We start from the raw sequence: 14,647 nt of genomic DNA on the forward strand, positions 1-14,647 counted from the left end.
TCCCGGACATCGGGCCCGGGAACACGGAGAACCCCATGAGTGATCCTCATACCCCCGCCGACCGGTTGCGCTTCAAGCCCTACCCGGGCCCCGCCGCCGGTTGGGGCGCGTTGCGCGCCGTCACCGACCACTGGTTCGAGAGCAAGCAGCCGTTCAAGAACCTGTTCGCCATGGTGAAAACCAACAAGAGCAACGGTTTCGATTGCCCCGGCTGCGCCTGGGGCGAAGCGCCCCAGGGCGGCATGATCAAATTCTGCGAGAACGGCGCCAAGGCGGTGAACTGGGAAGCCACCAGCCGCCGTGTGGACGCCGCCTTCTTCGAGAAACACAGTGTCTCCGATCTGCTCAAGCAGGACGATTACTGGCTGGAATTCCAGGGCCGGCTCACCGAGCCGATGGTTTACAACCGCGACACGGACCACTATGAACCGATCGCCTGGGACAACGCCTTCGCGCTGATCGCCCGTCATTTGAAGAACCTGGACAGCCCCCACGACGCCGCCTTTTACACGTCGGGCCGAGCCAGCAACGAAGTGGCCTACCTGTACCAGCTGTTCGTGCGCGCCTTCGGCACCAACAACTTCCCGGACTGCTCCAACATGTGCCACGAGGCCAGCGGCGTGGCCCTGTCCGAAAGCATCGGCACCGGCAAGGGCACCGTGACCTTCGAGGATTTCGAGAAGGCGGATGCCCTGTTCCTGTTTGGCCAGAACCCGGGCACCAACCACCCGCGCATGCTCGAGCCGATCCGCGACGCGGTGAAACGCGGCGCCCAGGTGGCGGTGTTCAACCCGCTCCGCGAGCGCGGCCTGGAACGCTTCCAGGCGCCCCAGGACCCGAGGGAAATGCTCACCGGCGGCTCCTCGCCCCTGAACACCGCCTACTTCCGTCCGGCCCTGGGTGGCGATATGGCGGCGGTGCGCGGCATGGTCAAATGGCTGCTGCAGTGGGACCGGGAGGCCACGGAGAACGGCGGCGAGCCGGTGTTCGATCACGCCTTTATCGCCGAGCACACCGACGGCATGGACGACTATCTGGCGGAGGTGGACGCCACTTCCTGGGAGCGGATCGAAACACAGTCCGGCCTGAGCCGCGATGTCATCGAGCATGCCGCGCGCATCCACCGGGACAGCAAGCGGGTGATCATCTGCTGGGCCATGGGCATCACCCAGCACAAACACTCCGTGCCCACCATTCAGGAGATCGCCAACCTGCAGCTGCTGCGTGGCCAGTTCGGCGAAGGCGCCGGCCTGTGCCCGGTACGCGGCCACTCCAACGTGCAGGGCGACCGCACCGTGGGCATCGCCGACGAGCCGCCGGCGGCGCTGCTGGACGCCCTGGAGAAACGTTTCGGTTTTCAGCCGCCCCGGGAGCCGGGCTACAACGTAATCACCACCCTGCAGGCCATGGTGGCCGGCAAGCTCAAGGTGTTCCTGGCGCTGGGCGGCAACTTCGCCCAGGCCACCCCGGATACACCGCGCACCCACGAGGCCCTGCGCAGTTGCGAACTGACCGTGCAGATCAGCACCAAACTCAACCGCAGCCATCTGGTGTGCGGCACCGAGGCGCTGATCCTGCCGTGCCTGGGCCGCACCGACATAGACATCCAGAAAGGCGGACCGCAAGGCGTGACCGTGGAGGACTCCTTCTCCATGGTGCATATCTCCCACGGCCAGCTGAAACCACTGTCGGAACAGATGCGGTCCGAGCCGGCGATCATCGCCGGTATCGCCGAAGCCACCCTGGGCAAGACGCCGGTGGACTGGTCCGCCCTGGTGGAGGACTACGATCGCATCCGCGACCTGATTCAGGACACCATTCCCGGCTTCGAGCGTTTCAACGAACGGCTCAAGCACCCGGGCGGCTTTTACCTGGGCAATCCGGCCCGCGACCGTGCATGGCATACCGACAGCGGTCGCGCGCGCGTGGCTGCCAACCCGCTGCCGGACAGTCTGGTGGACGGCGAGCTCCTGGCCCGTGGCGACGAGCCGGATCTGGTGTTGCAAACACTGAGATCCCACGATCAGTACAACACCACCATCTACGGCCTGCATGACCGCTACCGGGGCGTGCACAATGGCCGCAAGGTGTTGTTCGCCAACGGCGCCGACATAAAGCGCCTGGGTTTTCGCCCCGGCGACAAAGTCGATCTGGTGTCGCTGTGGCGTGATGGGGTGGAGCGTCGCGTCAGCGACTTCACCCTGCTGGAGTACGACGTGCCCGCCGGTCAGGCCGCTGCTTACTACCCGGAAACCAATCCACTGGTGCCCATGGACAGCTATGGCGATGGCAGTTTCACGCCCACCTCCAAGCTGATCGCCATTCGTCTGGAAGCCAGCCGTGCCCCCGCACGCATCGCCTGACCGCGAAGGACGGGTCCGGTGAGCGGCTTTCTGGCATTGTGTCTGGCGGGTCTGCTGGCGGCGCTGGTAACCCTGGCGGTCCTGGACCTGCGCCATTGCCGCCGGGGCCTGGCTCATCCTCAACAAAGCCCGGGCGGGGATAAAGTCGTCGGCCACCTGCGCGTGATCCTCTGCCTGGCGGTGGGCTTTCTGATTCCCACCGCGGCCATGGATATCGCCACGGTGCTGTACGCGGATAAAGGCAAAGCCCTGCGCACCGGTACGGTATCGGCGCTACACGGCTGCCAGCGCGACCCGTTGTTGTCGTGGCTCGGCCATCGCTGCGAGGTGCGTGTCGTCTGGCCGGGCCCGGGCCCGGAACGGCTCACTGTGCAAAGCCCGGCTCCGCTCGCCACCGGCGACCATATTGGTGCCTACTTGCAGCGGTTCAGCCGCCGCCCCGGCGCCGTCACCCGCTATTTCCCGGCATCCATCCGCGCCCCGGCATTCGATCTCGCCGGCTGGCGTCCGGCCCTGGGTGCCGGCGGCCTCCTGCTCGGGCTGATCAGTGGCATATGGTGGGAACGTACCTGGCGCCGGCACCGCCTCCCCGGCGGTAGCGAATCGCCGCCGCCCGCGACTCAGGACCGGCCACACTGACCACCATTCGCCAGCGCCGGCGCGTATCGCCTGATGATACCGGCCCGCCCTTCCCGAGGCGGGTCGTTGATCTTTGCCAAAGCGGGCGATAGCCTGAAACCTCCGTGCCTTATTTCGGGGAATATCATGGGGGATGACAGCCTGATCACCCCGCTCCTCGCCAGCGGCGAAGAGGACGTCGCTGACCTGGATCTGGACCAGGATACCCAGGACATCCAGCATATTCTTACCACGTTGCGCAGCCACCTGGGCATGGACGTGGCGTTTATTTCCGAATTCGTGGATGGCCGACGCCTGATCCGCTACGTGGACAGCCGGCGGCAAGCCGCCGCCATGCAGCCCGGCGACTCACACACCCTTCCAGAAAGCTACTGCCACTATATCTCCACCGGTGAGCTGGCGGGCATCGTTCCCAATACCGCCGAAAATCCGCTGACCCGGCACATGGCCGTCACCGGCGAGTTGAACATCGCCAATTACATCGGCGTGCCCATCCGGCTGCCGGATGGCTCTCTGTACGGCAGTTTCTGCTGCTTCGACCACCAGACCGGCGCCGATCTCGACCAGCGGGATCTCGCCCTTTTACGCGCGTTCGCGGATTTTGCCGGGCGCCTGATCAACAAGCAGGAAGAACAGCAAAACCGAGGGCGCCGCATCAAGGAAAGCGTACTCACACTCATCGAGGGGCGCCGGCTTACCACCCTGTTCCAGCCGATTTTTCACATGACCGAGCGCAAAGTGGTGGGCTTCGAGGCACTGACCCGCTTCCACTCCGAGCCGTATCGCTCGCCGGATTCATGGTTCGCGGATGCCCAGCGGGTGGGGCTGGGTCTGGAGCTGGAAAAGCTGGCCGTGGAGAGCGCCCTGGAGGCGGCACGGGCGATCCCCGCGCCCCTTTATGTTTCCCTGAACGTTTCCCCCGCCCATCTGCTCAAGGATAACTTCCTGGCTTGCCTTTCCAACTGGCCGCCACAGCGCACTTTGCTGGAGGTCACCGAACACGCGCGCATCGCCGACTATCAGGCGCTGCGCGCGGCACTGGCACCATTGCGCGAAAAAGGCGTACAGATCGCGGTGGACGATGCCGGTGCCGGTTACGCCAGCTTCCAGCATGTACTGGAGCTATCGGCGGACACCATCAAACTGGACCTCAGCCTGATCCGCGACATTCACACCGACCGCGCCCGCCAGGCTCTGGCGGCGGCCCTGATTCGCTTCGCGGAGGTTATCAATGCCCGGGTGATCGCCGAAGGGGTGGAATCCGAGACCGAGCTGGACACCCTGCGGCGGCTCGGCGTGGAAAAGGTACAGGGCTATTTCATCGGCAAACCCCTTCAGTTGGAGGAAGCCCTCCGCCTCGCCGGCCTGGACTAGGGCCGACTTTCCTGTTTTCTTCACGGAGAAGGGCCCCGACCCCTGATAGCGTCGGACTGGTGCCCCGTTTCGCCGCTACAGCAAGAGGTTCTCCCCGTGCGTGAAGACGTTCAACAGTATTACGGCCAGCATCTCTCTGGCAGCCAGGACCTGCAGACCAACGCCTGCTGCGACCAGACGCCGCCGGCCCACCTCAAACCCCTGCTCGCCCGCCTCCACGACGAGGTGGTGAGCCGCTATTACGGCTGCGGTCTGGTGGCGCCGGCGGCTCTGGAGGGCATGCGCGTACTCGATCTGGGCTGCGGCTCCGGTCGCGACGTTTATTTGCTGTCGGCCCTGGTGGGGGAAACCGGTGAGGTGGTGGGCGTGGACATGACCGACGAGCAACTGGCCGTGGCCCGGCGCCACCAGGATTACCACCGGGAAGCGTTCGGGTTCGCCGAAAGCAACGTGCGCTTTCTGAAAGGCTACATAGAGGAACTGGACGCTCTCGAGCTGGAGAGCGGCTATTTCGATATCGTGGTGTCCAACTGCGTGATCAACCTGAGCACCGACAAGGCCAAGGTGATCGGCGACGTTAAACGGCTGCTCAAACCCGGCGGCGAGTTCTATTTTTCCGATGTGTACGCGGACCGGCGGGTACCGGCGGCGCTGACCACGGACCCGGTGCTGTACGGCGAGTGTCTGGCGGGCGCTCTGTACTGGAATGACTTTCTCAATCTTGCCAGGAGGGGCGGGTTCGGCGATCCCCGACTGGTGGAATCCCGGCGTCTGACCGTGGACAACCCGGCCATCGAGGCAAAGCTGGGCAGTATCCGGTTTTATTCCGCCACCTACCGTCTTTTCAATATCGAGACTCTGGAGCCGGCCTGCGAGGATTACGGCCAGGCGGTGATTTACCGGGGTACGCTGGCGGAGCAGCCAGACGCCTTCGTGCTGGACGATCACCATGTGATGGAGACCGGGCGGGTCTTTCCCGTTTGCGGGAATACCTGGTTGATGTTGGCGGAGAGCCGGTTTGCCGGGCATTTTGAATTTATCGGGGATTTTTCCCGGCATTTTGGGATTTTCGAGGGGTGTGGGTTGAGTGTGCCCTTCGAGGAAAGTGACGTTGGTTCGTCGCCCGATGCTTGTTGTTAGTGAGTGCTTGACCCTCCAGAGGGGCGAAACGGCACAGCGCTATCCGGAAACCTCAGCGCTCCGGTAATTCGGATTCAGGAGAGGTTATGAGTATTAAGAAGGTGGCGTTGCTGTTGGTGATCGTGACGCTGGTGGCGGGCTACTTCTTTTTCGATGTGGGTCAGTACCTGAGCCTGGATTATTTGAAGGAGCAGCGCGGAGCGTTTCAGGCGTTGGCCGGTGAACATCCGGTGGCGGTGCTGGGCGGGTTCTTCGCGTTGTATGTGCTTGTGACGGCGTTGAGCTTGCCGGGGGCGGCGATCATGACGCTGGCGGCGGGAGCGTTGTTCGGGTTCTGGGTGGCGTTGCTTCTGGTATCGTTCGCGTCCAGCGTGGGAGCGACACTGGCGTTTCTGGCCGCCCGGTTTCTGTTCAAGGACGCGGTGCAGGAACGGTTCGGCGAGCGGCTGAAGAAGATCAATGCGGGGGTGGAGAAGGACGGCGCGTTTTACCTTTTCACGTTACGGTTAATTCCGGCGTTCCCGTTTTTCGTGATCAACCTGGTGATGGCGCTGACGCCGTTGAGGACCTGGACGTTTTACTGGGTAAGCCAGGTGGGCATGCTGGCGGGCACCGCGGTGTATGTGAACGCGGGCACTCAGTTGGGCGAGCTGGACCGGCTGTCCGGGTTGCTGTCGCCGGAACTGCTGGGCGCGTTCGTGTTGCTGGGCCTGTTCCCGTGGCTGGCCAAGGCGGTGCTCGCGCTGGTGCAACGGCGCAAGGTCTATCGCGATTATTCAAAACCCAAGCACTTCGATCGCAACCTGATCGTGATCGGTGCCGGCTCCGCCGGCCTGGTGAGTGCCTATATCGCCGCCACGGTAAAAGCGAAAGTATCGCTGATCGAGGCGGACAAAATGGGCGGCGATTGCCTGAATACCGGCTGCGTGCCGTCCAAGGCATTGATCAAGAGCGCGTCCCTGGCACATCTGGGAAAAGAGCCGGCCCGTTACGGCTTCAAGCGCATTATCACCGAGTTCGACTTCGCCGATATCCAGGCCCGTATCCAGCGAGTGATCGACCGCATCGAACCCCACGATTCCGTGGAGCGCTACAGCGCCCTGGGGGTGGACTGCATCCGCGGCCGGGCGCGGCTCGTATCCCCCTGGGAAGTGGCCATCGACACCGCCGATGGCGAGCAACGGCTGACCACCCGGGCGATAATCATCGCCACCGGCGCGCGACCGTTCGTACCGCCCATCGACGGCATCGACCAGGTACGCGTGCTGACCTCGGAAAACCTCTGGGATTTGAATGAGCTGCCACGCCGTCTGCTGGTGCTGGGCGGCGGGCCGATCGGCTGCGAGCTGGCGCAGAGTTTCGCCCGTCTGGGCAGCGCGGTGACTCAGGTGGAGCAATCTCCGCGGGTATTGCCCAGGGAGGACGAGGACGCGGCACACGCCGTGGCCCACGCCCTGACCGCGGATGGCGTGACCCTGCTCACCGGGCACCGCGCCGCGCGCTTCGCCGTGGAGCAAGGGGAGCAGGTGCTGTACGCGGAGAGCCAGGACGGCGAACGGCGCCTGGCTTTCGACGCGGTGCTGGTGGCGGTGGGCCGGCGTGCCAACAGCGCCGGCCTGGGACTGGAGCAACTGGGCATCGCCACCCGCGACAATGGCACCCTGGAACTGGACGAGCGCCTGCGCACGCGCTTTCCCAACATCCTGGCCTGCGGCGACGTGGCCGGCCCTTACCAATTCACCCATGTGGCCGCGCATCAAGCCTGGTACGCCGCCGTGAACGCCCTGTTCGGTCGCATCAAGACCTTCAAGGCGGATTACCGGGTCATCCCCTGGGCCACCTTCACGTCGCCGGAGGTAGCGCGGGTGGGCCTCAACGAGGACGAAGCCCGCGAACGGGGCATCGAAGTGGAAGTGACCCGCTATGGCATCGACGATCTGGACCGGGCCATCGCCGACGGCAGCGACCAGGGTTTCGTGAAGATACTGACGCCGCCGGGCAAGGACACCATTCTTGGCGTCACCCTGGTGGGCGAGGCCGCCTCCGATCTGATCAGCGAATACGTGCTGGCCATGAAGCACGGTCTGGGTTTGAACAAGATCCTCGGCACTATCCACATCTACCCCACCCGGGCGGAGGCGAACAAGTTCGCCGCCGGCCAGTGGAAGCAGGCGCACAAACCCGAAACCCTGCTGAACTGGGTGCAACGCTTTCACGATTGGCAACGCTGACGTGGCCACCCCCTCACTTCAACACCACGCGCAAGCGGGTATTCTGAAGTGCATTCGCTTCAGGAGACCCGCCATGCGCCTTCCCCGCTGGCTTTTGTTGTTACTGCTGATGCCCTGGGCGGCGCCCCCGGCCCTTGCCGCCACGGACTTCGATCACTCGGCCTGGGACAGGCTGCTCCAGCAGCATGTGACCTGGCGCCGCGACGGCGTCGCCTCGACGGTGGATTACGACGGTTTCGCCGCCGACCGGGAAGCACTGCGCGGCTACCTGGGACAACTCAGCGCATTGCCCACCGAACGCTTCCAGAGCTTTCCCCGGGCTTCACGGCTGGCGTTCCTGATCAACGCCTACAACGCCTTCACCGTGGAATTGATCCTGCGCCAGGAGCCACGTCCCGATTCCATCCGCGATATTGGCTCGATCTTCCGAGGCCCCTGGAAACAACGCTTCTTCTCACTGCTCGGCGAAGAACGCACCCTGGACGAACTGGAGCACGGAATGATCCGGGGCAACCCGGCGCTGATGGACGAGCGCATTCATTTCGCCGTGAACTGCGCCTCGGTGGGCTGCCCGGCACTGCGCCCGGAGGCCTACACCGGTGCCCGTCTGAACGACCAGCTCGACGACGCCACCCGCCGCTTTCTCTCCGACCGGCAACGCAACCGCTACCGCGACGGCGCCCTGGAGGTCTCGCCGATCTTCAACTGGTATGAATCCGACTTCGAAACGGCGGGCGGGGATCTCGGTGCCTGGCTGGCGGCCCACGGCGATGCCCTGGGCCTGCCCGATACGGTCCGTGCGGCGCTGCGCGACGGCGACCTGGAAATCGACTTTCTCGACTACGACTGGTCGCTCAACGATGGCGCCGGGCACTAACCGATCTGAACCTGATCCTCGGTGAAACGTACCTTGGCGGGCCGCGGGCGAGCCAGTGCATAGGCGAACGCCAACGGCCCGATGCGACCGACGAACATCAGCAGCATGAGAATGCCCTGGGCCGGCGCGGAAAGATCGGCGGTAAGGCCCCGGGACAAACCCACCGTGCCGAACGCGGACACCGCCTCGAAAAACACATCCAGTGGCGCCTGTTCGGGCGCCAGCACCACCAGAATAAAACACGCCAGCGCCAGCAGGATCAGGCTCAGCATGACCACCGCGTGGGCGCGGAATACCGCGTCCCGGGCCACCGCGCGCCGGAAGATGGTGGTCTGCGCATTGCCCATCAGAAAAGCACGGGTGGACAGCAGCAAAACCATGAAGGTGCTGACCTTGATGCCCGAGGCGGTGGAGTTGCTGCCGCCCCCAATAAACATCAGGAACATCACCAACAGCATGGCCGGCACGCCCAGGCCCGCCGTGTCCACCGTGTTGAAACCGGCGGTGCGCGGCGTCACCGCCGTGAACCAGGCGGCCCAGAAGCGTTCGCCCACCGGCAGCGCCCCCAGGGTGCGCGCGTTGTTCCATTCCAGCAGCAGGATCAATAAGCCACCGCCCACCGCCAGCACCAGGGTGCCCACCAGGGTCAGCTTGCTGTGCAGGGTCAGGGCCTGAAAACGGCGGCGGCGCCACAGATCCACCACCACGGTGAACCCCAGGCCGCCGATGATGAACAACGCGGTGATGACGATATTGACCAGCGGATGGCCGGCCCAGGCGGAGAGGCTGTCCGGCAGCAAGCCGAAACCGGCGTTGTTGAAGGCGGAGACGGCATGGAACAGACTGAACCAGAGCCCGCGGGCCCAGCCCATTTCCGGCACCCAGACAGTGGCCAACAGGATCACGCCCACCGCTTCCAGGGAAAACGCCAGCAGCGCCACATGACGCACCAGGGCGAGCACGTCACCGGGGGAGGTCTGGTCCAGTGCTTCACGCACCAACCGCTGGCCGCGCAGGCCGAAGCGTCCGCCCAGGGCCATCACGGTGAGCGCGGCGAAGGTCATCAGGCCGAGACCACCGAGATGAATCAGCACCAGTACCACGGCCTGCCCGAACAGGGTGAGCTGGGCGCCGGTGTCCACCACCACCAGGCCCGTGACGGTCACCGCCGAGCAGGCGGTGAACAGCGCCTGCCACAAACTCAGGCCGTCCTCGCTGGCCACCGGCAGCCACAACAGCAGCGCACCGATCACGATCAGCACCGCGAAGCTGGCCGCCAGGATCACCGGCGGTCCGTACCGCCAGGCGCGGCGCAACTGGCGGGCGGCGCGGCCGCGCAGGCCCGGGTGCCAGGTTCTCACAGGCTCGCCGAAAAACGCCGCAGGGCCTGTTCCTCGCCGACCAGCACCAGGTGGTCGTTGCGGCGCAGGCGCTGCTCCGGGTCCGGGCTGAGGCTCACGCTCTGACCATGCTTGATGGCCAGCAGGCGTACCTCGAAATCATCGATGCGCAGGTCGGACAGGGGCCGGTCCTCCAGTACCTCGCCGGGGCGGATCTCGATGACGAAGTAGTTATCCCCCAGACCGATGTAGTCGAGCATGTTGGGGTGCGCCAGGCTCTGCGCCACGCGCAGGCCCATTTCGTATTCCGGATGCAGCACCCGGTCGGCGCCCAGCTTCTCGACGATCTTGTGATGCGTGGGGGTGATGGCCTTGACCCAGACCTCCTTGGCGCCCAGGGATTTGACCATCATGGTGCACAGAATGCTGGCCTCGATATGAGCGCCTATGGCTACCAGAACGGCGTCGAAGCGGTCCAGATCCAGTTCCGCCAGGGCGTCTTCGTCGGTGGCGTTGGTGATCACCGTCTGGGTGAGCTTGTCGCCCAGGTGGTTGGCTTTGTCCTGGTCGGAGTCCACGCCCAGCACTTCATGGCCGAGACGCATCAACTCCAAGGCCACCGCCTCGCCGAACCCGCCCAGCCCGATTACCGCGAATTGCTTCTTCATGCACGCTCCTTTCCGGTTTTTGCAGGAGCGGCTTTAGCCGCGAATGACCTCCGCTTCGCGACTGAAGTCGCTCCTACTATAACTGTTCCAGGGCTTCGGCGAGGGTGCTCACGGCAATCACCTCGACGCCTTCCGGCCGCTGCCGGGGCAGGTTGGCCTTGGGAATGATGGCACGGCGAAAGCCGTGTTTCACCGCTTCATGCAGACGCTCCTGGCCCTGGGGAACCGGGCGGATCTCGCCGGACAGGCCGATCTCGCCGAACACCACCAGGTCCCGGCCCAGGGGCCGGTCCCGGAAGCTGGACACGATCGACAACACCAGCGCCAGGTCGGCGGCGGTTTCCGCCACCTTGACGCCGCCCACCACGTTGGCGAACACGTCCTGGTCACCCACCTGAATGCCACCGTGGCGGTGCAACACCGCCAGCAGCATCGCCAGCCGGTTGGCCTCCAGACCCACGCACACCCGGCGCGGATTGCCGAAGTGGCTGGCGTCCACCAGCGCCTGCAGCTCCACCAGCAACGGCCGGGTGCCTTCCCAGACCACCGTCACCAGGGACCCGGCGGCGATTTCCTCGGCGCGGTTGAGGAAGATGGCGGACGGGTTCTTCACTTCCTTCAGACCCTCGCCGGTCATGGCGAACACACCCAGCTCGTTGACCGCGCCGAACCGGTTCTTCAGCCCGCGCAGGGTGCGAAAGCGCGAGTCCGTGGAGCCTTCCAGCATCAGCGAGCAGTCGATCATGTGCTCCAGCACCTTGGGCCCGGCCAGGGTGCCGTCCTTGGTGACGTGACCCACCAGCAGCAACACGGTGCCGGTTTGCTTGGCGAAGCGGGTCAGGGCGGCGGCGCATTCGCGCACCTGGGCCACCGAGCCCGGCGCCGATTGCAGGCCGGACAGGTACATCACCTGGATCGAGTCCACCACCAGCAGGCGCGGCTGCTCCTTGCGGGCCAGTTCGATGATCTGCTCCACGTCGGTTTCCGCCGCCAGCCGCAGCTTGTCCTTGGGCAGCTTGAGACGGTCGGCGCGCAGCGCCACCTGGGCCAGGGATTCCTCGCCGGTGATGTACAGGCAATGCTGCTGGTCGGCCAGTCGGCACAGGGTCTGCAGCAGCAGGGTGGACTTGCCGGCGCCCGGGTGGCCGCCGATCAGGATCGCCGAGCCCGGCACCAGGCCGCCGCCCAGCACCCGGTCCAGCTCGCCCATGCCGGTGCCGATGCGTGGCGTTTCCTCCAGCACGATCTCGTCCAGGTTGCGCACCTCGGAGAGCTGGCCGGTGTAGCCGCCGCGACCACTGGAACGGGTTTTCGGCGTGGCCTGGTCGACCACGAATTCCTGCAGGGTGTTCCAGGCGCCACAGGCCGGGCACTGGCCCTGCCATTTGGGAAAGTCGGCACCGCAGTCAGTGCACACAAAGGCGGTTTTCTTTTTTGCCACGACGGCTCCTTCATTCGCTCTGCAGGAGCGGCCCGGCGGCGCTCCTACAGTGGCGGTATCACGATTCGGTGATCACCCGCACCGGTCGAGCAGTGATCTGACAGAACAATTCGTAGCTGATGGTACCGCAGGCAGCAGCCACTTCATCCACGGACACCACATCACCCCACAGCTCCACCTCATCGCCGACCCGGGCATCGATGCCGTTCAGATCCACGGTGATCATGTCCATGGACACCCGCCCGGCGAGCACGGTGCGCCGGCCGTTCACCGCCAGGGGCGTGCCGTTGGGGGCATGGCGCGGGTAGCCGTCGCCGTAGCCCACCGCCACCACGCCGATGCGCCCTGGTCCGGTAGCGGTCCAGGTGGCGCCGTAGCCGACGCTATCGCCGGCCTGCACCGGGTTGATGGCGATCAGTCGGGCACTGAAACGCTGGGTAACGCTCAGGTCCAGGTCGGCGGCGGCGCGCCATGCGAAGGGGGAAGAGCCATACAGCATGATACCCGGGCGCACCCGCTCGGCACGGGCCCGAGGGTAGCGAATCAGCGCGGCGGAGTTGGCGGCGCTCAGCGGCACCCCCAACTCGCCGGCCAGGGTTCGGGCCAGTTCAAGTTGATGCTCGGTGAGCGGATCGTCCGCGACGTCGGCACAGGCGAAATGACTCATCACGCCAAGCAGCCGCACGCCCTTCAGACCGCGCAGCCGGGCGGCCTGGGCGCGGGCCAGGTCCGGGGCCATGCCGAGACGGTTCATGCCGGTATTGACCTTGAGCCAGACGCCCACCGGCTGGGGGCGGGCGACCAGCAGATCCACCTGCCAGGGCGAATGCACCACCACCTCGGCGTGCAGGCGCGCGGCCAGAGCCAGCTCGTCGGCGTCGAAGAACCCTTCCGCCACCAGCAGCGGATGGGCCAGCCCCAGGTGGCGCAGTGCCTGGGCCTCCTCCATTACCGCCACGCCCAGGCCATCCACCTGGTGGGCCAGGGCCCTGGCCGCCAGCCCCAGGCCGTGGCCGTAGCCGTCCGCCTTGACCATGGCGAACACCCGGGCACCGCCGGCCAGCGCCCGCGCCCGGCGGGCATTGGCGGCGAGCGCGGCGGGGCGCAGCTCTAGCAGGGTACCGCGCATGGCCCGCTCCTACTCGTCGCTGCTGTATTGCTGATAGTACTCCGGCGCCAGGTCGTCGAAGCGGGTGAACTCACCGCGGAACGCCAGGCGTGTCGTGCCGATGGGGCCGTTCCGCTGCTTGCCGATGATTACCTCGGCGATGCCTTTTTCCGTGGTGTCCTGGTTATAAACCTCGTCGCGATAGAGGAACATGATCAAGTCGGCGTCCTGCTCGATGGCCCCGGATTCCCGCAAGTCCGACATTACCGGGCGTTTGTTGGGGCGCTGCTCCAGGGAGCGGTTGAGCTGCGACAGCGCGATCAGCGGGCAGTTGAGTTCCTTCGCCAACCCCTTGAGCGAGCGCGAGATCTCCGAGATCTCGTTGACCCGGCTGTCGGCGCCGGGCACCTGCATGAGCTGCAGGTAATCGACCATGATCATGCCCAGCTCGCCACCGCATTCGCGCGCCACCCGGCGGGCGCGGGCGCGCATTTCCAGCGGGCTCAGCGCCGGCGTGTCGTCGATGTAGAACTTCTGTTCGCTGAGCATCTGGATCGCCGAGGTGATGCGCGGCCAGTCGTCCTGCTCCAGGCGACCGGAACGGATCGCGCCCTGGTTGATGCGCCCCAGGGACGACAGCATCCGCATGACGATGGAATCCGCGGGCATCTCCATGGAAAACACCAGCACCGGCTTGTGGGCCTTGAGCGCCACGTTCTCGCACAAGTTCATGGCGAAGGTGGTCTTACCCATGGAAGGCCGGCCTGCCACCACCACCATGTCGGCGGGCTGCAGGCCGGCGGTCATCTTGTCCAGCTCCTCGAAACCGGTGGTCAGACCGGTCAGCGAGTTCTTGTTGCGGTACAGCTCGTCGATGCGGTCCACCGCCTTCTTGAGCACCGCCTTGATGTTCTGAGGGCCATCGCCCTTTTTTTGCTGCTCGGCGATCTCGAAAATCGACGATTCGGCGTCGTCGAGGATCTCCAGGGAAGGCTTGCCCTTGGGCTGGAAGGACTGGTCGGCGATGCGGTGGGACACCTGGATCAACTGCCGCAGAATACTGCGTTCGCGGACGATGTCCGCGTAGGCGGTGATGTTGGCGGCGCTGGGAGTGTTGCGGGCCAGCTCCGACAGGTAGGTCATGCCGCCGGTTTCTTCCAACTGCCCGAGGTGAGTGAGCGCCTGAGACACGGTCACCAGGTCACTGGGCTTTTCCTCTTCCACCAACTGGCCGATCACTTCGAAGATCTGCCGGTGTTCCTTGCGGTAGAAGTCCTTGACGCCGACCCGCTCGGCCACATCGTCCCAGGCGTCGTTGTTGAGCAGCAGCCCCCCCAGTACCGCCTGTTCCGCTTCCAGGGAATTGGGGGGAACGCGCAAGTTATCCGGCAGGTGATCGTCCAGGCTTAGGGGTTCGGTCATGGCGGGTCCGCATGGCGTAAACGAAAAAGGCACCGCCCGAGACC

The 14,647-nt window shown here is 65.2% G+C and carries 11 protein-coding genes; 6 read left to right on the forward strand and 5 right to left on the reverse strand.

All coding sequences use genetic code 11. From position 1 onward, the window contains the following. Positions 1 to 35: 35 nt before the first annotated feature. The 6 genes from JF515_RS08630 to JF515_RS08655 all read left to right on the forward strand — a co-directional run bounded on the left by JF515_RS08630 (position 36) and on the right by JF515_RS08655 (position 8,624). Complete coding sequence (locus JF515_RS08630) at positions 36 to 2,363, forward strand: FdhF/YdeP family oxidoreductase (RefSeq protein WP_203103216.1); 2,328 nt, start codon at positions 36 to 38, stop codon at positions 2,361 to 2,363. 18 nt (positions 2,364 to 2,381) lie between these two features. Beyond that, complete coding sequence (locus tag JF515_RS08635) at positions 2,382 to 3,002, forward strand: hypothetical protein (RefSeq protein ID WP_203103218.1); 621 nt, start codon at positions 2,382 to 2,384, stop codon at positions 3,000 to 3,002. A 126-nt stretch (positions 3,003 to 3,128) separates the two neighbouring features. Next, positions 3,129 to 4,376 (forward strand): sensor domain-containing phosphodiesterase, encoded by a 1,248-nt coding sequence (locus JF515_RS08640; RefSeq protein ID WP_203103220.1) that lies wholly within the window; start codon positions 3,129 to 3,131, stop codon positions 4,374 to 4,376. 96 nt (positions 4,377 to 4,472) lie between these two features. Then, positions 4,473 to 5,516: a methyltransferase domain-containing protein gene (locus JF515_RS08645; RefSeq protein ID WP_203103222.1), complete on the forward strand. Its 1,044-nt coding sequence runs from the start codon at positions 4,473 to 4,475 to the stop codon at positions 5,514 to 5,516. A gap of 86 nt (positions 5,517 to 5,602) precedes the next feature. Next, positions 5,603 to 7,747, forward strand: a complete 2,145-nt coding sequence (locus JF515_RS08650) for an FAD-dependent oxidoreductase (RefSeq protein WP_203103224.1) — start codon at positions 5,603 to 5,605, stop codon at positions 7,745 to 7,747. A 73-nt stretch (positions 7,748 to 7,820) separates the two neighbouring features. Then, positions 7,821 to 8,624, forward strand: coding sequence for a DUF547 domain-containing protein (locus JF515_RS08655; RefSeq protein WP_203103226.1), 804 nt, complete (start codon positions 7,821 to 7,823; stop codon positions 8,622 to 8,624). Here the strand turns inward: JF515_RS08655 and JF515_RS08660 are convergent. The 5 genes from JF515_RS08660 to dnaB all read right to left on the reverse strand — a co-directional run bounded on the left by JF515_RS08660 (position 8,621) and on the right by dnaB (position 14,603). Continuing rightward, entirely contained in the window at positions 8,621 to 9,985 is a 1,365-nt protein-coding gene (locus JF515_RS08660) for a TrkH family potassium uptake protein (protein ID WP_203103228.1), read from the reverse strand. The genes JF515_RS08655 and JF515_RS08660 overlap by 4 nt on opposite strands. Continuing rightward, on the reverse strand, positions 9,982 to 10,632 hold the full coding sequence (locus JF515_RS08665) for a potassium channel family protein (protein ID WP_203103230.1): 651 nt from the start codon (positions 10,630 to 10,632) through the stop codon (positions 9,982 to 9,984). Before JF515_RS08665 ends, JF515_RS08660 begins: the two co-directional genes overlap by 4 nt. A 76-nt stretch (positions 10,633 to 10,708) precedes the next feature. Further along, entirely contained in the window at positions 10,709 to 12,073 is a 1,365-nt protein-coding gene (gene radA / locus JF515_RS08670) for a DNA repair protein RadA (protein WP_203103232.1), read from the reverse strand. 58 nt (positions 12,074 to 12,131) lie between these two features. Then, positions 12,132 to 13,202 (reverse strand): alanine racemase, encoded by a 1,071-nt coding sequence (gene alr, locus JF515_RS08675; RefSeq protein WP_203103234.1) that lies wholly within the window; start codon positions 13,200 to 13,202, stop codon positions 12,132 to 12,134. Between the two features lie 9 nt (positions 13,203 to 13,211). Next, the gene (gene dnaB / locus JF515_RS08680) at positions 13,212 to 14,603 is read right to left on the reverse strand and encodes a replicative DNA helicase (RefSeq protein ID WP_203103236.1); all 1,392 of its coding nucleotides are present in this window, start codon (positions 14,601 to 14,603) and stop codon (positions 13,212 to 13,214) included. Between the last annotated feature and the right edge of the window lie 44 nt (positions 14,604 to 14,647).

The organism is Alloalcanivorax marinus (assembly GCF_016785095.1).
Lineage (GTDB): Bacteria > Pseudomonadota > Gammaproteobacteria > Pseudomonadales > Alcanivoracaceae > Alloalcanivorax > Alloalcanivorax marinus_A.

What these genes read in the sequence shown, in the direction of transcription:
- JF515_RS08630 (WP_203103216.1), top strand. Translation starts at nt 36, where the DNA reads ATGAGTGATCCTCATACCCCCGCCGACCGGTTGCGCTTCAAGCCCTAC.
- JF515_RS08640 (WP_203103220.1), top strand. Translation starts at nt 3,129, where the DNA reads ATGGGGGATGACAGCCTGATCACCCCGCTCCTCGCCAGCGGCGAAGAG.
- JF515_RS08650 (WP_203103224.1), top strand. Translation starts at nt 5,603, where the DNA reads ATGAGTATTAAGAAGGTGGCGTTGCTGTTGGTGATCGTGACGCTGGTG.
- JF515_RS08655 (WP_203103226.1), top strand. Translation starts at nt 7,821, where the DNA reads ATGCGCCTTCCCCGCTGGCTTTTGTTGTTACTGCTGATGCCCTGGGCG.
- JF515_RS08665 (WP_203103230.1), bottom strand. Translation starts at nt 10,632, where the DNA reads ATGAAGAAGCAATTCGCGGTAATCGGGCTGGGCGGGTTCGGCGAGGCG.
- alr (WP_203103234.1), bottom strand. Translation starts at nt 13,202, where the DNA reads ATGCGCGGTACCCTGCTAGAGCTGCGCCCCGCCGCGCTCGCCGCCAAT.
- dnaB (WP_203103236.1), bottom strand. Translation starts at nt 14,603, where the DNA reads ATGACCGAACCCCTAAGCCTGGACGATCACCTGCCGGATAACTTGCGC.